Here is a 22,861-nt window from a genome sequence, read left to right as displayed (position 1 = left end):
CGGTTTGCGATGCTCTGCGTCGCCGCAAGCCTCGTGATCGCCCTTCGTTATCAGATCGAACTCTGGCAATTCGACGAGAAGGGCTTTTCCATTCTCTCGGATAGGCTGCCCTATTGGGACTTCACCAATCTCTGGGCGGGCTCGCAGATGGCCCGGCAAGGCCATGTCGACTGGCTGTTCGATATCGAAGCCTATCGCGCCGGGCTCCGCGCCATGTTCAGCCCGCTTCTCCCAAATCAGGAATGGAGTTATCCGCCGTCGATTCTCTGGCTCGGGCTGCCGCTGAGCTTGCTGCCGTTGCCGGTCGCCTATGCCGTCTGGACCTTCGGCACGATCGCAGCTTTGGGTCTGGCGCTCAAACCGCTTCGTCTGCCCCGCCTGGCTCTCGTCGCCATCCTGACGTCGCCCGCCGTGGTCGCCAGCGCCATTTTCGGCCAGAACGGCAGCCTGACGGCGGCGCTGCTGCTCGGCTCTCTCCTGACCTCGGCCAGGGCGCCCGTTCTCTCGGGCCTGCTCGCCGGTCTTCTGACCATCAAGCCGCATCTCGGCCTGCTCATCCCGGTCGTCTATTTGGCAACCGGCAACTGGCGCGCTTTCCTCACGGCCGCGGCGACCGCAATTGCCCTCGTCGCCGCCACCGGCCTCGTCTTCGGCGTTCAGGTCTGGACCGGCTTCGTCACCGTCACCTCGCCGCTGATGGCGCGGATTCTCGAAGCGCCTTATCCGCAGCTCTACCACGCCAACGCCATGACGTTCTTCATTCTTGGCCGCTCCATCGGCCTGGGCGTGGCGGCGTCCTACGCCTATCAGGGGCTGTTTTCGCTGATCGCCGTCGGCGCGGTCGCCTGGCTCTGGCGGAGGCCGGAGGTGGATCTGCGGATCAAGGCGGTGCTGACGGCGCTTCTGGCGCTCGCCGCCACGCCCTATGGCTACACCTATGACGCTGTGCCGTTCAGCGTGGCCGTGGTCGTGCTGTTCCTGTCCGCGCGCGCGCCGAACAGATATGTCTTCTGCCTGCTGTGGCTCTATCCCTATTTCGCCCATCTGCCGAATTTCCAGGGGATCGGCGTCGGCGTCCTCGTCCCCGCTGGGCTCGCGCTTTACGCTCTGCTGGCGGTCAAGCGGGGCGATTTCAGCGGCGGCCGGCTCAAAGCCGGCGCAGTGACACTTTCTCGACCAGATGGTTCTCGCCCTTCTGCAGGATGAGATCGGCGCGCGGCCGGGTCGGCAGGATATTCTGGCGCAGGTTCTTGAGATTGATATTGGCCCACAGGCCCTCGGCGATCTCCAGCGCCGCTTCTTCCGAGATCGTCGCATAACGATGGAAGAAGGATTCCGGATTGCGGAACGCGGTCTCGCGCAGCCGCATGAAGCGGTTCACATACCAGCGATGGATCAGGTCTTCCTGGGCGTCGATATAAATCGAGAAGTCGAAGAAATCCGACACCATCGGCACGATCCGCCCGTCGGCGGGCAGGTCGCGCGATTGCAGCACATTGATGCCCTCGAAGATCAGGATGTCGGGCCGGTCGACGTCCTGATTCTGGTCGGGCAGCACGTCATAGGTCAGATGCGAATAGAGCGGCGCCGGCACATGGCTCATGCCCGCCTTGATCGCCGACAGGAACTTCAGTAGCGCCGGCATGTCGTAGCTTTCCGGAAACCCCTTGCGCTCCATGAGGTTGTCCTTCTGGAGCCGCGCATTGGGATGAAGAAAGCCGTCGGTGGTCACGAGATCGACCTTGGGGCTCGACGGCCAGCGCGACAGCAGCTCTTTCAGAATGCGGGCGGTGGTGGATTTGCCCACCGCCACCGAACCCGCGACGCCGATGATGAACGGCGTCTTCTGGTCGCCGGCCAGATTGAGGAAGCGCTTGCGCTGCGCAAACAGCATCTGCGAGGATTCGACATGCGCCGACAAAAGCCGCGACAGCGACAGATAGATCCGCCGGACTTCGTCGAGATCGATCGGGTCGTTGAGCGATCGCAGCCGCGCCACTTCGTCTTCGGTCAGCGTCAGCGGTGTCGCGGCGCGGAAGCGCGACCACTCCTCGGCGGTGAAGAAACGATAGGGCGAAAAGGAATCGTCCGCCATGTGGTCGAGCGCGGCGAGCGCCTGCTTTTCCGCCGGGCTCATGCGGGCCGGCTCGCTTTTTCAGTTAGTCCAGATTGGGCGGTGCGGGCCTCGAGCACCGCCATGACTTCCGAAAGCGGGATATCGGCGATCTTCAGCACCACCAGCAGATGGTACAGCAGATCGGCGGCCTCGTCGGTGAGGTTTTTCGCGTCCCCGAGATCGCGGCGATCACGGCTTCCACCGCTTCTTCGCCGAGCTTCTTGGCGGCCTTGGTCTGGCCGGCGGCAACGAGCTTGGCGGTCCAGGATTCTTCGGGGGCTACAAGGGCGCGGCGCGCCACGATGGCCTCGAGATCCGACAGGGTGAAATCACTCATTCATGCGTCTCCCGTCAGGCGCGATCGAGCCGCATCGGCACGCCGCATTCCGCCATGTAACGCTTGGCTTGGCCGACGGTGTAAGTGCCGAAATGAAAGATCGAGGCGGCCAGCACGGCGGTGGCGTGCCCGTCGCGCACCCCTTCGACCAGATGGTCCAGCGTGCCGACCCCGCCCGAGGCGATCACCGGCACATACACGGAATCCGCGATGGCGCGGGTCAACGCGATGTCGTAGCCGGATTTGCGGCCGTCCTGGTCCATCGAGGTCACCAGCAATTCGCCCGCGCCGCGCTTGACCATCGCTTGGGCGAATTCCAGCGCGTCTATCCCCGTAGAATTCCGGCCGCCATGGGTGAAGATCTCCCAGCGATCCTCTTCGCCGTCGCCCGAGACTTTCTTGCAGTCGAGCGAGACGACGATGCACTGGTCGCCGAATTTGTCGGCGGCCTCGGCGACGAAATCGGGCGTCTTCACCGCCGCCGAATTGATCGACACCTTGTCGGCGCCGCAGAGCAGCAGCTTGCGAATGTCGGCCAGCGCGCGGACGCCGCCGCCCACCGTCACCGGCATGAAGCAGTGATCGGCGGTGCGCGCCACCACGTCGAAGATCGTGTCGCGATTGTCGGAAGAAGCGGTGATGTCGAGAAAGCAGAGTTCGTCGGCGCCCGCCGCGTCATAGGCGATCGCCGCCTCCACGGGATCGCCGGCGTCGATGAGGTCGACGAAGGACACGCCTTTGACGACGCGACCGTCTTTCACGTCGAGACAGGGAATGACGCGAGCCTTGAGAGTCACCCTAAATCCTCATAGAATTAACCCAACTGAGGGGTTCATACGCACTCGAATGGAAAATGGCGAGTATATTTTTTATGCAGACGAAAGCGGCGATCACTCGCTGACGACGGTTGATCGCGGTTTTCCAGTTTTCGTGCTGTCCATATGTGGTTTTAGAATTTCGGACTATTGTAAAAGGTTGTGCCCGCCTTCCAGCAGTTGAAGTTCCGGTATTTTGGGCAGGATATGGTCGTTTTGCACGAGCGGGAAATTCGTAAGCAAACCGGTGATTTCACCTTCCTGGCGGACATGGCGGCGAGAGAGCGCTTCCTGACGGATCTGACGGAAGTCATTCGCGCCGCGCAATTCAAAATTTTCAGCGTCACTATCGACAAGGATAAGTTCAGCGCTGATTTCTTTCCCGACAATCCGTATGTGATCGCACTCCGTTATTGCCTCGAAGAGATTTACCGGCATTTGAAGTCAAAGAAGATCTCGCAGAAAAGCTATCACTTCGTATTCGAGCGTCGGGGCTCAAAGGAGGATCGTGATCTCGAGCTCGAGTTCAGGAGAATTGCTGACGGAGAGAATGTTTTCCGGGAAGCGCTGCCCGGTTTTCACATAAGATTCGCCGATAAGAAATCGAATTCGACGGGGATGCAATTGGCGGATCTTACCGCAAGACCAATTGGAATGCACTATTTGCATCCCGGTCGGCAAAACCGCTCATTTGATACAATCAGGGATAAAATCCATAAGCACAAAGACATAAGGCGCTTCAGGAGCGGCGTGTTGTCCGAGCTATAAAAGCGAAAGGCCCCGGACAATGCCGAGGCCAGACGCCGACCGGGAACCCCCAATCCATTTGTCTTAATATAACGATTGTCCTAAGAAAATCCAGTGTTGAATCAGCGGTGTAGCGGATAGCGCGCAAGTGATTCGTTTCGTTGCCTTTTTGTAGTGGCTCATGCGCCCTTGAGAATGGCCAGCGCCGCCGCCGGATCGATCCGTCCGTCATAGAGCGCCCGGCCCGAGATCGCGCCTTCGAGAATGGCGGCGTCCGGTTCGGCGAGCCGCCTGACGTCGTCGAGCGAGGCCAATCCGCCGGAGGCGATCACGGGGATCGACACGGCGCGGGCCAGTTCCAGCGTCGAAGCCCAGTTGATGCCGGCGAGAATGCCGTCGCGGTCGATGTCGGTATAGATGATCGCCGCCACGCCCGCGCCTTCGAAGCGCTGGGCCAGTTCGATCACGCCGAGTTCGGACGCCTCGGCCCAGCCTTCGACGGCGACCTTGCCGCCCTTGGCGTCGATGCCGACGGCGACCTTGCCGGGAAAGAGCCGGCAGGCTTCCTTGACCAGCGCCGGATCGCGAACGGCGATGGTGCCGAGGATGACGCGGGAGAGACCTTTGGTCAGCCAGGCCTCGATATGATCGAGCGTGCGGATGCCGCCGCCGAGCTGCACCGGGTTCTTCGTCGCCTTCAGGATCGCCTCGACGGCTGCGCCATTGACGCTTTCGCCGGCGAAGGCGCCGTTGAGATCGACCACATGCAGCCATTCGAAGCCCTGGTCTTCGAAGGCGCGGGCCTGGGCGGCCGGGTCGGGATTATAGACGGTGGCCTGCTTCATGTCGCCGAGCTTCAGGCGCACGCATTGACCGTCCTTGAGATCGATAGCCGGGAAAAGAATCATGTCAGGGGTTCCAGCTCAAAAAGTTTTCGATCAGGCGCAGGCCGAGTGTCTGGCTCTTTTCCGGATGGAACTGCGCCCCGGCCATGTTGTCGCGGGCGACGAAGGCTGTCATGGGGCCACCGTAATCGGTGGTCGACACGACATCGTCGGCGCGTTCGGCCGCCAGATGATAGGAATGGACGAAATAGGCGTGCAGCCCGTCCTCGCCGGTGGGGATGCCGTCGAACAACGCATGCTCGCGATGCAGCGTCAGCGTGTTCCAGCCGATCTGCGGGATCTTGAGAGCGGGATCGGAAGGCGTCATCAGCGTGACATTGCCCTTGATCCAGCCGAGGCCTTCGGTGACGGTCTTTTCCAGCCCGCGCGACGACATCAGCTGCATGCCGACGCAGACGCCGAGAAAGGGCTTGCCCTTGTTTTCCACGCTGTCCCTAAGGGCGTCGACCATGCCGGGCACCGCGTCCAGACCGCGGCGGCAGTCGGCGTAAGCGCCGACGCCCGGCAGCACGATGCGGTCGGCGCTGGCGACGCGGTCGGCCTGGTCGGTGAGTTCGATCTCGGCGTCTATGCCTGTTTCACGTGAAGCGCGTTCGAAGGCCTTGACTGCCGAACGCAGATTTCCGGAACCGTAGTCGATGATCGCGACGCGCATCAGCGTCCTCCATAGGGTTCGATGAGGCCGAGCGCCACGCTGGGTCTCGGCGCGTCGGACGTCGCTGTCGGCATCGTGGGACGAGGCGAAGGCTGTGCCGGCGTCTTGTCGGCGCGGGCCTCGAAATAGATGGCTTCGGCCGTGTCCAGATCCGGCGCGTTGATCACGTCCTCGATCCGCCAGCCTCTTTTTCCAGATGCATGGCGCGGAGATGGCCGCCCTCGAAACCCGTCCACAGCGACAGGATCAGCCCGAACGCCACCGAAAGCCCCTCCAGCTCGAACCCCTCCGCCACCAGTCCCGCTGCAAAAAGCGCTGCGACGGACAAAGCGGCGATCAGCCAGAGCCGGCGATAGAGCATCCAGGGCAGGGGCAGAAGAAAGGCGGCCCAGGAAAAACCGTCGCGGATGAACAGCGTCTCCACGGCCGGGTCTCGGCAGTTTTTCGGCGTCAAGGCGTAGAAACTGGCCATGGAACCTCAGAGAGCGCCCTTGGTGGAGGGAATGCGGCCCGCCTGACGCGGGTCGATTTCGAGCGCCGTCCGGAGCGTGCGGGCGACGGATTTGAAGCAGGTCTCGGCGATATGATGGTTGTTGGCGCCGTAGATATTCTGGATATGCAGGGTAATCCCGGCATTCATGGCCAGCGCCTGGAAGAATTCCCGCACCAGTTCGGTGTCGAAGGTCCCGATCTTCGGCGCGCTGAAGGCGACGTTCCAGACCAGGAAGGGACGGCCCGACACGTCGATGGCGGCTTTCGTCATCGTCTCGTCCATGGCGAGATCGAGCGACGCGTAACGGGTGATGCCGCGGCGGTCGCCCAGCGCCTTGGAAATCGCAAGCCCGATGGCGATGCCGGTGTCCTCGACCGCATGATGGTCGTCCACATGCAGGTCTCCCTTGGTCTCGATCTCCATGTCGATCAGCGAATGGCGCGACAGCTGGTCGAGCATATGGTCGAAGAAGCCGACGCCGGTGGAAATCGTGTTGGCGCCGGTTCCGTCGAGATCGACCGAAACGGAGACCGAGGTCTCGTTGGTCTTGCGCGACACGCTGCCGATACGTTTCGATTCCTGCTGGGACATGGTTCTACTCGCCGCCACCCGTTTGCCTTGCCGGCTCCATAACAGTCCGCCGGGCAAGAATCCAGCCGATATCAGCCTTGGAGAGCGGCCGACCCGTCGGGATTGTATTTCGAAGGCCCTCGATTACATAAAGCCGGACAGACGGCGCAAATTCGCGTCGGAGAGAACAAAAACAAGAGACAGTTATGCGTGAAGACAATCCCTATCAGTCCATGCACGCCACCACCATCATCACCGTCCGCAAGGGCGGCCAGGTGGTCATGGCGGGCGACGGCCAGGTCTCGCTGGGCCAGACCGTGATGAAGAGCAACGCCCGCAAGGTGCGCCGCCTCGCCAAGGGCGAGGTGATCGCGGGCTTCGCCGGCGCCACCGCCGACGCCTTCACCCTGCTCGAGCGGCTGGAAGCCAAGCTCGAACAATATCCGGGCCAGCTGATGCGCGCCTGCGTCGAACTCGCCAAGGATTGGCGCACCGACAAATATCTGCGCCGGCTGGAAGCGATGATGCTGGTCGCCGACAAATCGATCACGCTCGCCGTCACGGGCCAGGGCGACGTGCTGGAGCCGGAACATGGGACCATGGCCATCGGCTCGGGCGGCAACTACGCCTATGCGGCGGCCCGCGCGCTGATGGATAGCGAGCATTCGGCCGAAGAGGTCGCCCGCCGCGCCATGACCATCGCCGGCGACATCTGCGTCTACACCAACCACAATATCGTGGTCGAAACCCTTGAAGCCGCCTGACAAGGTATATCGCTTTCGTCCCATGGAGCGCGCCGATCTCGCATTGGTCGGCGGCTGGCTCATCGCTCCGCATGTGAGCCAGTGGTGGGGCGAGGCGGCGACGGCGCTGGAGGAAATCTCCGAAATTCTCGATCTCGGGCTGGTGAAGCCCTTTATCGGAGAATTTCTCGGACGTCCGGCAGGTTACTTCCAGGCTTACGATCCGCATGAGGATTACGGCCACCCATATGCCGACCAGCCGGCCGGAACTCTGGGGATCGATCAGTTCATCGGGGTCGCGGAACTCACCGGCCTCGGCCATGGCACGGCGATGACGCGGGCCTTCTGCCAGATGCTGTTCACCGAAGGCGCGCGCCGGATCATCGCCGATCCCGACGCCGAAAACGCCGCCGCGATCAAAATGTATGAGAAGGCCGGGTTTCAGCGGCTCGACCAGAGAGACACCGAATATGGCGTCGTGCTTCTGATGCATCTCGACGCCCAACAGGAAACGGAAAGACAATGACGACATTCACCCCCAGGGAAATCGTCTCCGAACTGGACCGCTACATCATCGGCCAGAAAGAGGCCAAGCGCGCAGTCGCCATCGCGTTGCGCAATCGCTGGCGCCGCCAGCAGCTTTCGGATGACCTGCGCGACGAAGTCATGCCCAAGAACATCCTGATGATCGGCCCGACCGGCGTCGGCAAGACGGAGATATCCCGTCGTCTCGCGAAACTCGCCGGCGCGCCCTTCATCAAGGTCGAAGCAACCAAATTCACCGAAGTCGGCTATGTCGGCCGCGACGTCGAACAGATCATCCGCGATCTCGTCGAGGTCGGCATTGGCCTGGTGCGCGAAAAGAAGCGCGCCGAGGTCAAGGCCAAGGCTCATCAAAACGCCGAAGAACGGGTTCTCGATGCGCTGGTGGGCGCGACCGCCTCGCCGGCGACGCGCGATTCCTTCCGCAAGAAGCTGCGCAACAACGAACTCGACGACAAGGAAATCGAGGTCGAGGTGGCCGACGCCTCCTCTTCCGGCCCGACGCTCGAAATGCCGGGCATGCCGGGCGCCAATGTCGGCGTGTTCAACCTGTCCGATATTCTCGGCAAGGCGATGGGCGGCCGCTCCAAGAAGGTTAAGACGACGGTCAAGGACTCCTATGATCTGCTGGTCGCCGACGAATCCGACAAGCTGCTCGACAATGACCAGATCGCGCGGGAAGCGGTGAAGGCGGTCGAGAACGACGGCATCGTTTTCCTCGACGAAATCGACAAGATCGCCGCCCGAGACGGCGGCGTCGGAGCGGGCGTCTCGCGCGAAGGCGTGCAGCGCGATCTCCTGCCGCTGGTCGAAGGCACGACGGTGGCGACAAAATACGGACCGGTGAAGACCGATCACGTGCTGTTCATCGCCTCGGGCGCCTTCCATGTCTCGAAGCCCTCGGACCTGCTGCCGGAGCTTCAGGGCCGTCTGCCGATCCGCGTCGAACTCAAGGCGCTGACCAAGGAGGACTTCCGCCGGATCCTGACGGAAACGGAGGCCAGCCTCATCCGCCAATATATCGCGCTGATGGGGACGGAAGAGGTGAAGCTCGCCTTCACCGAAGACGCCATCGACGCGCTGGCGGATGTGGCCGTCCGGCTCAACTCTACGGTCGAGAATATCGGCGCCCGGCGTTTGCAGACGGTGATGGAGCGGGTGCTCGACGAATTGTCCTTCGAGGCGCCGGACCAGCCGAATCGCGAACTCACGGTGGATTCGGCCTATGTGCAGAAGCATGTGGGCCAGCTTGCCGAGAACGCCGATCTGTCACGCTATATTCTCTGAAGCCTGGCAAGGGCTTGGGAGAAATCGGAGCCGGGCCTCGCGCCCGGCACTTGATTTTGACACGATTGCAGGCCATCCGCATGTGACATTTCAATCATACACCCTGCGGATCCCGACCTTGCGCCTGTTGCTGCTCTCCCTGACCACGCCTCGGCTTTTCCTTCGCCGTCTCTGCTCACGCCGATGGCGTGACGCTGGTGCCCAAGGGCAACCGCAATGCCGAGCAGCCCGACATTCCCGGCGCCTCCAAGCGCCGCACCAAGGCCGGCCGGACCACCTTCGACGACAAATATGACAAGGTGCGCGATCTCCTGGCCAATGATCGCAAACTGATGGACAAGATCAAGGCGACGGCGCGGGACTATCGGATCGACCCGATCCATATGGTCGGCGCGATCGTCGGCGAGCATACGTACAATGTCGACGCCTATGATCGGCTGCAGTCCTATTACGTCAAGGCGGCGGCTTATGCCGGCAATTCCTTCCGATTCGCCTATGACGGCATCAAGGTCTCGGATTTCGTGACGCGCGCCGAATTCTCGGCCTGCGCTGGCGAGAATGGGTCCTACGATCTCTGGACGTGCCGCGAGCGGATCTGGGACAAGACGTTCCGCGGCAATACCGTGGACGGCGTGGATTTTCCCAATAATCGTTTCTCGGCGGTGTTTTTCCAGCCCTTCTATGCCGGCCAGACTTTCGGTCTCGGCCAGATCAATCCGCTGACCGCGCTCGAATTGTCCGATATGGTCCACGAGAAATCTGGCTACCCCAGGCTCGATGAAAACGACGCCAACGCCGTCTATGAAGCGATCATGGATCCCGACAAATCGCTCGCCTATATGGCCGCCTCGATCCGCATGTCGATCGACGACTACCGGCGGATTGCAAAAATGGACATTTCCAAAAATCCAGGGGTGACCGCGACGCTGTATAATGTGGGCAATTCCGATCAGCGCGCTGCAAGGCTCGCCGCCAGGAACCGCTCGCGCGGCGAGGGCGTTGCGCCGATACTGCCGGAAGAAAATTATTACGGCTGGCTGGTCAACGACAAGCTGGCGGAACTCGAAAGCCTTCTCTGACGATAAAGCGGCGGGGGCGAGGAGACGATCATGGACATCCGCCCCGAACCCTTCGAGCCGCCGGCCCCGATCCCGCGCACCGTGCCGCCCTCGCGGCTCGACATCATCAAGGTGATGTTCCGCAATCCGCTCGAGCTCTGGGGCGCTCCGAGCTATTCGCTGCCTTACATCCAAGTGAAGTTCTTCGGTCGGCTGACCACCATCGCCAATCACCCCGGCCTGATCCGCCATGTGCTGGTCGACAACGCCGCCAATTACGCCATGCAGCCGATCCGGCAGCTGGTTCTCAGGCCGATCCTGCGCGACGGGCTGCTGACCGCCGAGGGGCAGGTTTGGAAGCGCTCGCGCAAGGCCATGGCCCAGGTCTTCACGCCCCGCCACGCGCGCGGCTTCGCCGGCAAGATGTTCAGGATCTCCGAAGGCTTTGCGGAACGCTACGATGCGGCGGCCCGGACGGGCGAGCCGGTCAACATCGCCGTCGGCATGACGGAACTCACTTATGAAATTCTCGCCGACACGCTGTTTTCAGGCGAAATCGCCACGGGGACCGAGGGTTTCGCCGATCGTGTCGATTCGCTGCTGCACAATATGGGCCGCATCGATCCGCTCGACCTGTTGCAGGCCCCGGCCTGGATCCCGCGCATCACCCGCATCCCGGGCAAGCGGGCGCTGTCGGCCTTCCGCAAGATCGTCTCCGACACGATGGACGCCCGCCGCGCCCGGATGACGACCGAACCCGAAGGCGTGCCCGACGACTTCCTGACATTGCTGTTGCGGCTCGAAGGCCCGGAGGGACTGACGCGCGACGAGATCGAGGACAATATCCTCACCTTCATCGGCGCTGGCCACGAAACCACGGCGCGGGCGCTGGCCTGGACGCTCTATTGCGTGTCGGAAAGCCCGCATTTCCGCCTGTTGATGGAGGAGGAAATCGACCACGTCATGGCCGAGGGCCGCGATCCCGTCGATTGGCTGGAGGCGATGCCGCATGTCCGCGCCGCTTTCGAGGAGGCCTTGCGGCTCTATCCGCCGGCGCCCCTCGATCAACCGGGCGCCCATCCAAGACGACCAGTGGACGGATGAAAACGGCCGCACAATCAAGCTGCCCAAGGGCACGTCGGTGCTGATCATGCCCTGGACGCTGCATCGACACGTCCTCTACTGGGACAAGCCCCGGCATTTCATGCCCGAGCGCTTCCTGCCCGAACATCGCGATCGGATCGGACGATTCCAGTATCTGCCGTTCGGGGCGGGGCCGCGCGTCTGCATCGGCGCAACATTCGCGCTGCAGGAGGCGGTGATTGCGCTGGCCGTGCTGATGAAACGATTCCGCTTCGATGTGTTAGCCGGCGAAAGACCCTGGCCGGTCCAGCGTCTGACCACCCAGCCGCTCAACGGGATTGCGATGCGGGTTTCGGCGCGTCCGGTCTGACCTCCGGACGGTCGATGGCCTTGATGCGGGCGCAGGCGCTTTCGCCGACATTGTCGCAAGGACGATAGGTGACGATCTCGCTGCCCGCGCCGTCGTCCCAGACCGCCTGCACCGTCACCGTCTGAGCCTTGCCTGCTTGGAGCTTGAGATAGACATATTTGTTGTCGGGATCGTCTGGCACGTTGAATGGCTGCTGCGGATCGCAGGGGCCGAGCGGAAAGCGCCGGTCGAGCGCGGTGGAATTGATCGAATAGCGCACCTCCGACAGCCGGCAGCGCATCACCTGCAGCATGGTGAAATAGAGATACTGGCCGCCGGCGAAATTGCGGAACTGCACCCAGCCGCTCGGCTTGTTGGCGTCGAGCATGGCTTCATAGATGCTGCGCTCGGGCAGTTTCGGCGCGAATTCGTCCTCGCTCTGATCCTGCGCGTAGGAAGATGCGGCGGCGGAGAGACACGTCGCGAGCAGCGTGAGACGGAAAAGGGAAGGGCGCATGACCTTATCTCGCTTGATTTTGCTCAAATTCACCGCGGATCTGCCGCAGCCTGACCTTTCGTTGACGGATGAAATCCCATAATCGAAGGCTCGGCGCAACTCGGCTTCAGGCGACCTTCGCCTGCTTATGGGGATGTAACGGCGTGACCTCGCAATTTCTTCTCGGCATCGACACCGGCGGCACATACACGGACGCGGTCATCTTCAGCCCCGCCGAGGGCGTGAAGGCCCGCGCCAAGGCGCTGACGACGCGGCACGATCTGGCCGAGGGCATTCGCGGCGCGGTCGATCGCGTGCTGGCCGATACCGGCGTTGACATCGCCTCGATCCGTCTCGCCTCGCTCTCGACCACGCTCGCCACCAATGCGCTGGTCGAGGGGCAGGGCGGGCGCGTCGGCCTGATCATGATCGGCTTCGGCCCTGAAGATCTTGAGCGCGACGGGCTCAAGGCGGCGCTGGGGACCGATCCCGTCCTCTTCCTGCCCGGCGGCCATAATGTCCATGGCCATGAGACGCCGCTCGACATGAGCGCGCTCGAAAAGGCGATCGAGACGCTGGGTTCGAGCGTCACCGCCTTTGCGGTGGCCGGCTACTTCGCGGTCCGGAATCCGGCGCATGAAATCCGCGTCCGCGATTTCCTGCGCGATCACACCCATCTGCCGGTCACCTGCAGCCATGAACTCTCCTCCAAGCTCGGCGGACCGCGCCGGGCGCTGACGACGCTTCTGAACGCCCGGCTGGTGTCGATGATCGACCGGCTGATCGGCTCCTCGGAAGATTTCTTGAAAGCGCGTGGCGTCGAGGCTCCCTTGATGGTGGTGCGCGGCGACGGCGCGCTGATTTCTGCGGCCGAAGCGCGGCTGAGGCCGATCGAGACCATTCTGTCCGGTCCTGCCGCCAGTCTGGTCGGCGCGCGATTCCTCACGGGACTCGATGACGCCGTCGTCTCCGATATCGGCGGCACCACCACCGATGTCGCCATTCTCGACAAGGGCAAGCCGCGTCTCGACGGCGACGGCGCCGTGGTCGGCGGCTATCGCACCATGGTGCAGGCGGTGGCGATGCGCACCTATGGCCTCGGCGGCGATTCGGAAGTGCATGTTTCGACCCGCGGCCTCGAGGGCGCCCTGACGCTCGGGCCGCGCCGCATCGTGCCGCTCAGCCTGGCGGCGCATCTGCATGGTCCCGAAATCAAGGAGATGCTCGATCGCCAGCTGAAAGCCACCCATGCCGGCCGGCATGACGGGCGTTTCGCGCTGCGCTCCGGCCTGCCGGATCGATTCGCCAGCGGCTTGTCGGCTGCCGACGCCGCGCTCTATGAACGAATCACCGAAAAGCCGCAGGCGCTCAACGATCTGCTCATGTCTTCCATGCAGCGCGCCTCGCTCGACCGGCTGGTCAGCCGCGGCCTCGTACATATCTCCGGCGTCACGCCGTCCGACGCCATGCATGTGCTGGGCCGCCAGGGCCAGTGGGATGCGGACGCGGCGCGTCTCGGTCTCGAACTCGGCGCCCGCGCCCGCACCGGCGCCGGCAAGCCGATCGCCGAGTCAGCAGAAGCCTTCGCCGAACTGATCGCCGACCGCATGACGCGGCAGTCTTCCGATGTGATTCTCGCCGCAGCGCTCAGCGAAGACGGCGTTGACGGCGTCGATCCCACACAATCAGCCGCCATAGACCGGGCACTCAAGCGCAAGCCCGGCGTGGTCCGCTTCGCCGTCAGTCTCGACCGTCCGCTGATCGGTCTCGGCGCTTCGGCGCATGTCTATTATCCGGATATCGCCGCGATGCTGTCGGCCGAATCGGTCATCCCCGCTGACGCCGGCGTCGCCAACGCCATCGGCGCGGTGGCCGGTGAAATCAGCCAGACGGTGCAGGTGACGGTGACCGCGCCTGAGGAGGGCGTGTTCATGGTCTCGGGCGGCGGCCAAACCGAGCGGCGCACGAATGAGGCCGCCACGCTCGATTACGCCCGCGACCGGGCCCGCGCCGCCGCCATCCAGGCCGCCATCGACAGCGGCGCCGACGAGCCCGTCGTGCGGATGATCGAGGAGATCGACCGGCCCGAGATCGAGGGCAGCCCGAAGCTCGTGGAAGCGCGATTCATCGCCACCGCGTCGGGGCGGCCGAAAATCACCTGAGATTGTTTCCTCTAGCGGAAACAATCCTGTCTCGCCCGATCCGATTGACGCTGGGCTGCGCTTACAGCACTGTTGTCGCCAGTATTTGACGCGGGAGCATGCGCATGACCGACCGGATCGACATTCACGGCCTGAAGATGGCCGCCGACCTCCATGATTTCATCCGCAACGAGGCGGCGCCGGGGACCGGCGTGGATGTGGACGCGTTCTTTGCCGCCTTTGCCGCGGTCGTTCATGACCTCGCGCCGGAAAATCGCGCCTTGCTCGCCAAGCGCGACGAGATGCAGGAAAAGATCGACGCCTGGCATCGCGAGAACGGCGCGCCGAGCGATCTCGCCGCCTATGAAAGCTTCCTGCGCGAGATCGGCTATATCGTGCCGGAAGGCGAGGCGTTCCAGGTCGATACCGATCATGTCGACGCCGAGATCGCCGAGATCGCCGGCCCGCAGCTCGTCGTGCCGGTGATGAATGCGCGTTACGCGCTGAACGCCGCCAATGCCCGTTGGGGCTCGCTCTATGACGCGCTCTACGGCACCGACGCCATCCCGGAAACCGACGGCGCGGAAAAGGGCAAGGGTTACAATCCGGTGCGCGGGACCCAGGTCATCGCCTGGGCCAAGGCCTTTCTCGATGACGCCGTGCCGCTCGCAGGCGGCAGCTGGAGCATGGCGACCTCGCTGAACATTGCCGATGGCGGTCTGTTCGTCGAAAACGACATCGGCGCCACCGGGCTCAAGGATCCCGCGCAATTCGCCGGCTCCACTCTGGGCAAGACAGGCGAGCCGCGCATCCTGCTGCGTCACAACGGTCTGTTGATCGAAATCGTCATCGACAGCCAGAGCCAGATCGGCGTCTCCGATCCTGCCCATATCGCCGATGTCAGGCTCGAATCGGCCATCACCACCATCATGGACTGCGAGGATTCGGTCGCCGCCGTCGATTCCGAAGACAAGGTCACCGTCTATCGCAACTGGCTCGGCTTGATGAAGGGCGACCTGACGGAAGAGGTCAGCAAGGGCGGCAAGACGTTCACACGCCGGCTCAATCCGGATATGGAGTTCGCCGGTCATGAAGGGCAGCCGGTGCGCGTGCGCGGCCGCTCACTGATGCTGGTGCGCAATGTCGGCCACCTCATGACCAATCCGGCCATTCTCGACCGCGATGGCCATGAGGTTCCCGAGGGAATCATGGATGCGTTGATCACCGCGCTGATCGCGCTGCACGATATCGGTCCTGATGGCCGCCGCATGAATTCGCCCGCGGGCTCGATGTATGTCGTCAAGCCGAAGATGCATGGCCCGGCGGAAGTCGCCTTCGCGGTGAAGATTTTCGACCGTGTCGAACAGGCGCTCGGCATGCGGCCCAACACGATCAAGATGGGCATCATGGACGAGGAACGCCGCACGACGGTGAATTTGAAGGAATGCATCCGCGCCGCCCGCTCGCGGGTCGTCTTCATCAATACCGGCTTCCTCGATCGCACGGGCGACGAAATCCACACCTCGATGGAAGCCGGCCCGATGATCCGCAAGGGCGACATGAAGCAGGCCGCCTGGATTGCGGCCTATGAGAACTGGAATGTCGACACCGGCCTCGAATGCGGCCTGTCCGGCCGCGCCCAGATCGGCAAGGGCATGTGGGCCATGCCGGACCTGATGGCGGCGATGCTGGAGCAGAAGATCGCCCATCCCAAGGCCGGCGCCAACACCGCCTGGGTTCCCTCGCCGACAGCGGCGACGCTGCACGCCACCCATTATCACAAGGTCGATGTGGCCAGGGTGCAGTCGGATCTCAAGTCACGCCCCAAGGCGAAGCTGTCGGATATTCTCTCCGTGCCGGTCGCGGTTCGGCCCAACTGGACGGCCGAGGAAATCCAGCGCGAGATCGACAACAATTGCCAGGGCATTCTCGGTTATGTCGTGCGTTGGGTCGATCAGGGGTCGGCTGCTCGAAAGTGCCCGACATCAACAATATCGGCCTGATGGAAGACCGCGCCACGCTGCGCATCTCCGCCCAGCACATGGCCAACTGGCTGCATCATGGCATCATCACCGAAGCGCAGGTGACCGAAACCATGAAGCGCATGGCAGCCGTGGTCGATGGCCAGAACGCCGGCGATTCTCTCTACCGTCCGATGGCCGCCGATTTCGACGGGTCGATCGCCTTCCAGGCGGCGCTCGACCTGGTGTTCCAGGGGCGCGCCCAGCCGAACGGCTATACCGAACCGGTGCTGCATCGCCGCCGGTTGGAGCTGAAGGCGAGAAGCGCAGCGTAAGCCGCGCCTAAATCCTCACGACAACGAAAAAGCCGCCTCGGTCTCCCGACGCGGCTTTTTCAATGCCGGCGATCCATCGTGGGCAATGGATCTCGATATCAGACTATAGAACCACCACGCGGGTGCCCTTACCGGGACGGACGCGGTTATAAAGGTCGATCACGTCCTGGTTCATCAGGCGGATGCAGCCAGACGACGCGGCGGTGCCGATGGAGCTCCATTCCGGCGTTCCATGCAGGCGGAACATCGTGTCCTGGCCTTCGTCGTTGAACAGATACATGGCGCGCGCGCCGAGCGGATTGGTGAGACCGGGGCCCATGCCCTTTTCGACATATTTGGCGACTTCCGGCTTGCGCTCGGCCATCTCGGCCGGCGGATGCCAGGTCGGCCATTCCTGCTTCCAGGCCACATAGGCTTCGCCCTTCCAGGAGAACCCCTGCTTGCCGACGCCGATGCCGTAGCGCATCGCCTTGCCATTGCCCAGAACATAGTAGAGGAAGCGATTCCGGGTGTCGACGATGACGGTGCCGCGCTTGCGGTCGGTTTCGTAATTCACCACCTGGCGATGAAACTTCTTGTCGACCCGGTTGATCGGGATCGCCGGCAGGGCATAACCTGAATCCGTGGTTTTGCCGTAGGAATCGGTGAAGATCTCCGCGGTCTCGACCGTGGCGGGCGCATTTCCGGCCGTCTTGGTTTCGGACGTGGTGGTGCAGGAAGCAAGGCCCATGGCGAGGAGCATGCCAAAAGCCGTAGTCGCAGTGCGAAAGCGCATCTTTGTCTCTTGTGTCGGTTCTCGGAGGGAGGATGGCGTTACGCCCACCATCTCTATGGGCGTGTTATTTTCGATAAATCCCGGCTTTGCAAGCGGCCCCAAACCCCTGTCCCCTACGCTCGCGGGCAAAGAGGGAAAGAATGGTTTTTTTGCAACATTTAGAAGAATGCGGATCAAAGTCCGCGCTGTGCGAACGAGGAAATGCCGATGTCGATCATATCCGTACATGGGGACAATCCGCTCAGAGATGGGAGGCAGTCTCAGCGCGCGCTGTCGGTTCGACGCGGCATGCAGCGCTTGCTGCTCGATATGAGGCATTCGACCTTGCCCGAGCTTGGATTGGCGAGTGGACGCCGCGCCGATCTCGTTTCGCTGACGCCAAAAGGCGAGGTCTGGATCATCGAGATCAAATCGTCGATCGAGGATTTCCGCGTCGACCGCAAATGGGGCGACTATCGCGCCTTCTGCGACAGGCTGTTTTTCGCCACCCTGCCGGACGTGCCCTCGGAGATCTTTCCGGAGGATTGCGGTCTTTTCGTCTCCGACGCCTATGGCGCGCATATGCTGCGCGAGGCGCCCGAACATCGGCTGTCGCCGCCGCAGCGCAAGGCGATGACCCTGTCCATCGCCCGCATCGCCTCGCACCGGTTGATGCAGGCCGAATGGGCGGCGGAACGTCTGGGACTTTCCGATCCGCAGGACGTCGGCGACAATTTCAGCTGACGCCCGGCGGCGCGGTTATTTCGGCGCGCGCTTGGCGAGAATGCGCTGCAGGGTGCGGCGATGCATGTTGAGTCGGCGCGCCGTTTCCGACACGTTGCGCTCGCACATTTCATAGACGCGCTGGATATGCTCCCAGCGGACCCGATCGGCCGACATCGGATTTTCCGGCAGCTCGACCTTATCGCCCGCCCGGCGGGTGAGCGCGGCATAGACTTCGTCGGCGTCGGCAGGCTTGGCGAGGTAATCGACGGCCCCGAGCTTCACCGCCGTGACAGCCGTGGCGATATTGCCGTAGCCGGTCAGCACGATCATGTTGCTGTCGTCGCGCTTGGAGCGGATCGTCTCGATCACGTCGAGCCCGGAGCCGTCAGCCAGGCGCAGATCGACCACGGCGTATTTCGGCGGTCGCGCCTTGGCCTTGGCGATGCCTTCCGTGACGGTTTCGGCGGTTTCGACCTTGAAGCCGCGCATTTCCATGGCGCGGGCCAGGCGCTTGAGAAACGGCGCGTCGTCTTCCACGATCAGGAGCGAGGCGTCTGCGCCGATGACGTCCTGTGAAGCCGTTTTGGATGCTGCGTCCATTGTTCTTGCCTTTTTCAATCTCGGTCGCGCACTATGTCTACGAATATAATGCGCTTTGGGATTTGCCAAATGGTCTCAGGCGCAAATCACGCCTTCTGGTCCATATATTCGCGCTTCCAGATCACGGTGATGCGGGCGCCCGGCGCATTCTCGAATGTCAATTCGGCGCCGGAGCGCTCGAGCAGCGTCTTGGCGATGAACAGGCCGAGGCCGAGGCCTCCCGCCTTGGCGTGCGGCGAGCGCCGGGTGACATAGGGCTCGCCGATGCGCTGGAGAATGTCGGGCGCGAAACCCTCGCCATTGTCCTCGATCGACAGCCGCACGAAATCCCTGTCGTGATAGACCCGCACCACCACTTCCGAGCGCGCGTAATCCACCGCGTTTTCTATGAGATTGCCGAGCCCGTAGACGACGCCGGCATTGCGCCGGCCGAGCGGCTCCTCGGCGCGGGGGCTTTCCTCGATCACCCTGATGTCGATGCCGAATTCGCGATGCGGCGCGATCACCTCTTCGATCAGCGACGACAGCGGCATGTTGCGCATATGCTCCTCGCTGCCGGAGGACAGCGTGGTCAGCCTCTGCATGATGTCGCGGCAGCGCTCGCTCTGCGAGATCAACAGATGCACATCGTCGTGAAAACGGTCGCCGGGCCGATCTCGCGGCTCATCTCCTTGGCGACCAGAGCGATGGTTGCGAGCGGCGTGCCGAGTTCATGCGCCGCCGCCGCCGCCAGTCCATCGAGCTCCGAAAGATGCATTTCCCGCTGCAGCACCAGTTCCGTGGCGGCCAGCGCTTCCGACAATTGGCTCGCCTCCAGTGACACGCGATAGGAATAGAAGGCTGCAAATGACGTGGTCAGCACGATGGCGAACCACATGCCGGCGAGAAACAGCGGCTCGAACGGCACGGTGACGCCCTGATACCAGGGCAGCGGATAGGGCGTGAAGGCGAGCGCGGTGATGCAGAGGATCGCCACCGCCACCAGCGCGAGACTGTAGCGCAGCGGTTGCGAGGCGGACGAGATGATCACCGGCACCGAGATCAGCGGCGCAAAGGGATTGGATAGACCGCCCGTCACATAAAGAAGAGCGGCGAGTTGCAGGAGATCGAAGGCCAGCAGCGCCAGCGCCGGCTCCGGCGCCAGCCGCCGGGTCGAGGGATAGCGCAGCTGCAGAAAGGCGTTGACCACCGCCAGCAGCGCGATCAGCGCCGCGCAGGTCTTCAGCGGCAGCGCGAATTGCAGCACCAGCGCCACGATCAGCACCGCCGCCGTCTGTCCGACCACCGACAGCCAGCGCAGCCGCACCAGCGTTTCCAGCCGTAGCCTGCGGCTGTCGTCCCCTTGGGAAAAAGCCTCGATCGCCATTCTCAATCCTTTCGCGCCTCATGTGCCGCGCGGCTTGGCCCGCGCGGTCGGAGCCGCCTCCGCCGGATCCTCCGGCCAGGGATGTTTGGGATAGCGCCCGCGCATATCGGCGCGCACATCCTTCCACGAGCCTTTCCAGAAACCGGGCAGGTCCCGCGTCGTCTGTATCGGCCGGTGCGCCGGCGAGGTCAATTCCAACACGAGCGGTATACGGCCATTGCCGATGGCCGGATGGCTCTTCAGGCCGAACAATTCCTGCACCCGGATGGTCAGCAGCGCTCCTCGCCCGAATAATCGATCGGGTGGCGGTTGCCGGCGGGCGAATCGAAATGGGTCGGCGCCGCTTTGTCGAGCTCGCGCCTGACCTCATGCGGCACGAGGCTCATCAGGCCCTCATGGAGCGCATCCGCTCCGATCGAATCGACGCCGCGCGGCTCGAGCACGAAGGGCATCAGCCAGGTCTCGAGACCGGCCAGCAGCGCCGCATCGCCCATATCCGGCCAGGGCTCGCCGAGCATGCGATGGAGAAAGCCGATGCGCTCGCGCAACTGCCGCGCCGCTTTCGAAAACGGCAGGGCGTCGAGCCCGAGATTACGGATGCCTTCGGCCAGCGCTCTGGCCGCCTCCTCTCCATTCGGCCGCGGCAAGGGCTGCTCTTCGAGAATGATCGCGCCGAGCCGCGTCACCCGGCGGGCGCGCACCTGCCGCGATCCCGTGTCGAAGACGCACTGGCTCTCCGTCACGATCGCATCAGGCAGTTCCTCCTCGATCTCGGCCCAGGTGACGCTGGCCGCAGACAGAATGCGTTGCGCCGCGGCGCGGCCGGTGAGATCGGCGACGACGAGCATGTCGGAGCGCGCCAGGGCGTCCGTGTCGGCGAGTTCGCCTCCCCGGCCATTGGCCATGACATAGCGCCCGCGCGCGCCGCGCTGGGCGGCAATCCGGTCCGGAAAGGCGTGCAGCAACAGCCGCCCGGCGGTGACGGGCTGATCGGCCGCCGCCGTTTTGGGAAGCGCGTCCGCAATGCGCCGCGCCAGCCCTCGCGCCGCCTGCGCCCGCTCCGATCGGTCCGACCGGAACCGCGCCAGCCGCGCGTCGAGATCCACCGCCGTGCCGCCGAGCCCCTGTTCGGTGATCAGCACCGCGAGTTCGGCGGCCTGGCGGCCCAGGCCCTGGGAGGCTGCGCTCGCCGTCATGGCCGCCAGTCTTGGCGGCAGCGCCAGCCGCCGCATCATCCGCCCTGTTGCGGTCAGGTCGCCCTGCCGGTCGAGCGCGCCGAGCCGCATCAGCAGCGTCTTGGCCTCGGTGAAGGCCGCGTCCGGCGGCGGATCGAGAAAGGCGAGCGTGGCGGGATCCTTCACCCCCAGGCGGCGAGATCGAGCGCGAGACCCGAAAGATCGCTGGCGAGAATTTCCGGCGGCGTGAAGGCTTCGAGCGCGGCGTTCTGGCCGGCGAGCCAGAGCCGGATGGCGATGCCCGGCTCGGTGCGGCCGGCGCGACCGGCGCGCTGGTCGGCGGAGGCGCGGCTCACCCGCCGCGTTTCCAGCCGGGTGATCTGCGTCGCCGGCTCGAACACCGGCAGCCGCTGCAGGCCCGAATCGACCACGATCCGGACGCCGTCGATGGTGATCGACGTCTCGGCGATCGAGGTGGCGAGCACGATCTTGCGCTGGCCCGCAGGCGCAGGCTTGATGGCGAGATCCTGCTCGGCCTGGCTGAGCGCGCCATAGAGGGGCGCGATGATCGTCTCGGCTCCGAACCGTCCCTGCAGCCGTTCCGCGGTGCGGATGATTTCGCGCTGGCCGGGCAGAAAGGCGAGGATCGAGCCCGTTTCGGACCGATGCGCTTCCGCGATCACCCGCGCCACGACATCCTCGATCGGCTGGGACGAATCGCGGTCCTGATGACGGATATCGATCGGAAAGCCGCGGCCGAGGCTCTCGATCATCGGCGCGCCATTCATGAGCCCGGCGATCCGCGCAATATCCAGCGTCGCCGACATCACCAGAATGCGCAGGTCCTCGCGCAGCGCCCCTGCACGTCGAGCGCCAGCGCCAGGCCGAGATCGGCGTCGAGCGAGCGCTCGTGGAATTCGTCGAAGATCACGCAAGACGTGCCGGAGAGTTCGGGATCGTCGAGGATCATCCGGGCGAATACGCCTTCGGTGACCACTTCGATCCGGGTGCGCCCCGAGATCTTCTGGTCGAGTCGCATGCGATAGCCGACGAGACCGCCGACCTCCTCGCCGATCAGGGCGGCCATTCGCCGGGCCGCCGCCCGCGCCGCCAGCCGCCGCGGCTCGAGCAGGATGATCTTGCCGTCGCCGCGCCAGGGCGCGTCGAGAAGATGGAGTGGAACCAGCGTGGTCTTGCCGGCCCCCGGCGGCGCCGAGACGACCGCGCGGCCCGCCTCCGTGAGGGCGGATGCAATGTCGTCGAGGACCTCGGAGACCGGATAATGCGGCAGGCGGAACGGCATGGCGGACGTCACAATTCTTCCGCGGCCTTGCGCTGCACCTGTTCGAGCGCGAGAATCGCGCCGGCCAGATCCTCGATGCTCGCGCCCACCGATTTGAACAGCGTGATTTCGTCTGCGCTGGCGCGACCGGAATGCCGGCCCGCGCAAAGTTCGGCGAGATCCGCCTTGAGCGCCGTCTTGTCGATGACGCCGGCCTTCAGCGGCTGCAGAATATCGCCGGCTTCCGCGAGCGCCCCTTCATACGTGTCGACGAACAAGCTGGCGCGGGCCACGGCGCGATCGTCGCTTTCGCGCATGCTCGGC

General features: G+C 63.8%; 18 protein-coding genes and 6 pseudogenes (1 of these 24 running past the window's edge). 10 read left to right on the top strand and 14 right to left on the bottom strand.

Features of this window, described 5'->3' with window-relative positions:
• Positions 1–9 precede the first annotated feature (9 nt).
• Positions 10–1,206, top strand: a complete 1,197-nt coding sequence (locus H2O14_RS12505) for a glycosyltransferase family 87 protein (protein WP_182827906.1) — start codon at positions 10–12, stop codon at positions 1,204–1,206.
• Here the strand turns inward: H2O14_RS12505 and coaA are convergent.
• The 3 genes and pseudogenes from coaA to hisF form a co-directional block, all read right to left on the bottom strand.
• Complete coding sequence (coaA, locus tag H2O14_RS12500) at positions 1,148–2,137, bottom strand: type I pantothenate kinase (protein WP_182827905.1); 990 nt, start codon at positions 2,135–2,137, stop codon at positions 1,148–1,150. The genes H2O14_RS12505 and coaA overlap by 59 nt on opposite strands.
• Positions 2,134–2,453 (bottom strand): annotated as a pseudogene (locus tag H2O14_RS12495) (phosphoribosyl-ATP diphosphatase). The gene coaA and the pseudogene H2O14_RS12495 overlap by 4 nt, the downstream one beginning before the upstream one ends.
• A 14-nt stretch (positions 2,454–2,467) precedes the next feature.
• Positions 2,468–3,250, bottom strand: coding sequence for an imidazole glycerol phosphate synthase subunit HisF (gene hisF, locus H2O14_RS12490; RefSeq protein WP_182827904.1), 783 nt, complete (start codon positions 3,248–3,250; stop codon positions 2,468–2,470).
• A 180-nt stretch (positions 3,251–3,430) separates the two neighbouring features.
• Here hisF and H2O14_RS12485 point away from each other — a divergent pair, with 180 nt between their 5' ends.
• Positions 3,431–4,036 carry a DUF3800 domain-containing protein gene (locus tag H2O14_RS12485; protein WP_182827903.1) on the top strand — a complete coding sequence of 202 codons (606 nt, stop codon included), beginning with the start codon at positions 3,431–3,433 and terminating at the stop codon, positions 4,034–4,036.
• A 158-nt stretch (positions 4,037–4,194) separates the two neighbouring features.
• Here H2O14_RS12485 and hisA read toward each other — a convergent pair whose 3' ends face one another.
• The 5 genes from hisA to hisB are packed head-to-tail and all read right to left on the bottom strand — an operon-like array spanning position 4,195 to position 6,659.
• Positions 4,195–4,923, bottom strand: a complete 729-nt coding sequence (hisA, locus tag H2O14_RS12480; RefSeq protein ID WP_182827902.1) for a 1-(5-phosphoribosyl)-5-[(5-phosphoribosylamino)methylideneamino]imidazole-4-carboxamide isomerase — start codon at positions 4,921–4,923, stop codon at positions 4,195–4,197.
• A 1-nt stretch (position 4,924) separates the two neighbouring features.
• Positions 4,925–5,575 carry an imidazole glycerol phosphate synthase subunit HisH gene (hisH, locus tag H2O14_RS12475; RefSeq protein WP_182827901.1) on the bottom strand — a complete coding sequence of 217 codons (651 nt, stop codon included), beginning with the start codon at positions 5,573–5,575 and terminating at the stop codon, positions 4,925–4,927.
• Positions 5,575–5,742: a hypothetical protein gene (locus tag H2O14_RS12470; RefSeq protein ID WP_182827900.1), complete on the bottom strand. Its 168-nt coding sequence runs from the start codon at positions 5,740–5,742 to the stop codon at positions 5,575–5,577. The genes hisH and H2O14_RS12470 overlap by 1 nt, the downstream gene beginning before the upstream one ends.
• Positions 5,739–6,047, bottom strand: a complete 309-nt coding sequence (locus H2O14_RS12465) for a DUF2628 domain-containing protein (RefSeq protein ID WP_182827899.1) — start codon at positions 6,045–6,047, stop codon at positions 5,739–5,741. The genes H2O14_RS12470 and H2O14_RS12465 overlap by 4 nt, the downstream gene beginning before the upstream one ends.
• Before the next feature lie 6 nt (positions 6,048–6,053).
• Positions 6,054–6,659 (bottom strand): imidazoleglycerol-phosphate dehydratase HisB, encoded by a 606-nt coding sequence (gene hisB / locus H2O14_RS12460; RefSeq protein ID WP_182827898.1) that lies wholly within the window; start codon positions 6,657–6,659, stop codon positions 6,054–6,056.
• 185 nt (positions 6,660–6,844) lie between these two features.
• Here hisB and hslV point away from each other — a divergent pair, with 185 nt between their 5' ends.
• From hslV to H2O14_RS12435, 5 genes and pseudogenes are all read left to right on the top strand, one after another.
• Positions 6,845–7,402: an ATP-dependent protease subunit HslV gene (gene hslV / locus H2O14_RS12455; protein WP_182827897.1), complete on the top strand. Its 558-nt coding sequence runs from the start codon at positions 6,845–6,847 to the stop codon at positions 7,400–7,402.
• 22 nt (positions 7,403–7,424) lie between these two features.
• Positions 7,425–7,907, top strand: a complete 483-nt coding sequence (locus tag H2O14_RS12450; protein WP_182827896.1) for a GNAT family N-acetyltransferase — start codon at positions 7,425–7,427, stop codon at positions 7,905–7,907.
• Complete coding sequence (gene hslU / locus H2O14_RS12445; protein ID WP_182827895.1) at positions 7,904–9,211, top strand: ATP-dependent protease ATPase subunit HslU; 1,308 nt, start codon at positions 7,904–7,906, stop codon at positions 9,209–9,211. Before H2O14_RS12450 ends, hslU begins: the two co-directional genes overlap by 4 nt.
• Before the next feature lie 173 nt (positions 9,212–9,384).
• Positions 9,385–10,290, top strand: a pseudogene (locus H2O14_RS12440) (DUF1402 family protein); the annotation flags it as partial.
• A 30-nt stretch (positions 10,291–10,320) separates the two neighbouring features.
• Positions 10,321–11,722, top strand: a pseudogene (locus tag H2O14_RS12435) (cytochrome P450).
• On the opposite strand, the gene H2O14_RS12430 reads toward H2O14_RS12435, so the two are convergent.
• The gene (locus tag H2O14_RS12430; protein WP_182827893.1) at positions 11,682–12,218 is read right to left on the bottom strand and encodes a hypothetical protein; all 537 of its coding nucleotides are present in this window, start codon (positions 12,216–12,218) and stop codon (positions 11,682–11,684) included. The pseudogene H2O14_RS12435 and the gene H2O14_RS12430 overlap by 41 nt on opposite strands.
• 143 nt (positions 12,219–12,361) lie before the next feature.
• Between H2O14_RS12430 and H2O14_RS12425 the strand changes: the two genes are divergently transcribed.
• Positions 12,362–14,359 (top strand): hydantoinase/oxoprolinase N-terminal domain-containing protein, encoded by a 1,998-nt coding sequence (locus tag H2O14_RS12425; protein ID WP_182827892.1) that lies wholly within the window; start codon positions 12,362–12,364, stop codon positions 14,357–14,359.
• 104 nt (positions 14,360–14,463) lie between these two features.
• A pseudogene (locus tag H2O14_RS12420) lies at positions 14,464–16,634 on the top strand (malate synthase G).
• Between the two features lie 103 nt (positions 16,635–16,737).
• On the opposite strand, the gene H2O14_RS12415 reads toward H2O14_RS12420, so the two are convergent.
• On the bottom strand, positions 16,738–17,409 hold the full coding sequence (locus tag H2O14_RS12415) for a L,D-transpeptidase (protein ID WP_182827891.1): 672 nt from the start codon (positions 17,407–17,409) through the stop codon (positions 16,738–16,740).
• Between the two features lie 207 nt (positions 17,410–17,616).
• Here H2O14_RS12415 and H2O14_RS12410 point away from each other — a divergent pair, with 207 nt between their 5' ends.
• Entirely contained in the window at positions 17,617–18,132 is a 516-nt protein-coding gene (locus H2O14_RS12410; RefSeq protein ID WP_182827890.1) for an MmcB family DNA repair protein, read from the top strand.
• 15 nt (positions 18,133–18,147) lie between these two features.
• Here the strand turns inward: H2O14_RS12410 and H2O14_RS12405 are convergent, their stop codons facing one another.
• From H2O14_RS12405 to H2O14_RS12390, 4 genes and pseudogenes are all read right to left on the bottom strand, one after another.
• Positions 18,148–18,714, bottom strand: coding sequence for an ActR/PrrA/RegA family redox response regulator transcription factor (locus H2O14_RS12405; RefSeq protein ID WP_182827889.1), 567 nt, complete (start codon positions 18,712–18,714; stop codon positions 18,148–18,150).
• 86 nt (positions 18,715–18,800) lie between these two features.
• A pseudogene (locus H2O14_RS12400) lies at positions 18,801–20,080 on the bottom strand (ActS/PrrB/RegB family redox-sensitive histidine kinase).
• 18 nt (positions 20,081–20,098) lie between these two features.
• Positions 20,099–22,558, bottom strand: a pseudogene (gene hrpB / locus H2O14_RS12395) (ATP-dependent helicase HrpB).
• Positions 22,559–22,566: 8 nt separating this feature from the next.
• Positions 22,567–22,861: the 3' end of an ornithine cyclodeaminase family protein gene (locus tag H2O14_RS12390; RefSeq protein WP_182827888.1), read on the bottom strand. It continues 665 nt past the right edge of the window; the window shows 295 of its 960 coding nt (coding positions 666–960); its start codon lies beyond the right edge, outside the window — the gene reads right to left on this strand; it ends in the stop codon at positions 22,567–22,569.

The sequence above is a fragment of the Rhizobium sp. G21 genome (assembly GCF_014158035.1).
GTDB lineage: Bacteria > Pseudomonadota > Alphaproteobacteria > Rhizobiales > Rhizobiaceae > Rhizobium_E.
Note: the sequence above shows the minus strand (reverse complement) of the source record. Positions and strands in the feature narration are given on the sequence as shown.

Coding starts and splice junctions, on each gene's coding strand:
- H2O14_RS12505 (WP_182827906.1), top strand. CDS start 10: ATGCTCTGCGTCGCCGCAAGCCTCGTGATCGCCCTTCGTTATCAGATC.
- coaA (WP_182827905.1), bottom strand. CDS start 2,137: ATGAGCCCGGCGGAAAAGCAGGCGCTCGCCGCGCTCGACCACATGGCG.
- hisA (WP_182827902.1), bottom strand. CDS start 4,923: ATGATTCTTTTCCCGGCTATCGATCTCAAGGACGGTCAATGCGTGCGC.
- hisH (WP_182827901.1), bottom strand. CDS start 5,575: ATGCGCGTCGCGATCATCGACTACGGTTCCGGAAATCTGCGTTCGGCA.
- H2O14_RS12465 (WP_182827899.1), bottom strand. CDS start 6,047: ATGGCCAGTTTCTACGCCTTGACGCCGAAAAACTGCCGAGACCCGGCC.
- hisB (WP_182827898.1), bottom strand. CDS start 6,659: ATGTCCCAGCAGGAATCGAAACGTATCGGCAGCGTGTCGCGCAAGACC.
- hslV (WP_182827897.1), top strand. CDS start 6,845: ATGCGTGAAGACAATCCCTATCAGTCCATGCACGCCACCACCATCATC.
- H2O14_RS12450 (WP_182827896.1), top strand. CDS start 7,425: ATGGAGCGCGCCGATCTCGCATTGGTCGGCGGCTGGCTCATCGCTCCG.
- hslU (WP_182827895.1), top strand. CDS start 7,904: ATGACGACATTCACCCCCAGGGAAATCGTCTCCGAACTGGACCGCTAC.
- H2O14_RS12430 (WP_182827893.1), bottom strand. CDS start 12,218: ATGCGCCCTTCCCTTTTCCGTCTCACGCTGCTCGCGACGTGTCTCTCC.
- H2O14_RS12415 (WP_182827891.1), bottom strand. CDS start 17,409: ATGCGCTTTCGCACTGCGACTACGGCTTTTGGCATGCTCCTCGCCATG.
- H2O14_RS12410 (WP_182827890.1), top strand. CDS start 17,617: ATGTCGATCATATCCGTACATGGGGACAATCCGCTCAGAGATGGGAGG.
- H2O14_RS12405 (WP_182827889.1), bottom strand. CDS start 18,714: ATGGACGCAGCATCCAAAACGGCTTCACAGGACGTCATCGGCGCAGAC.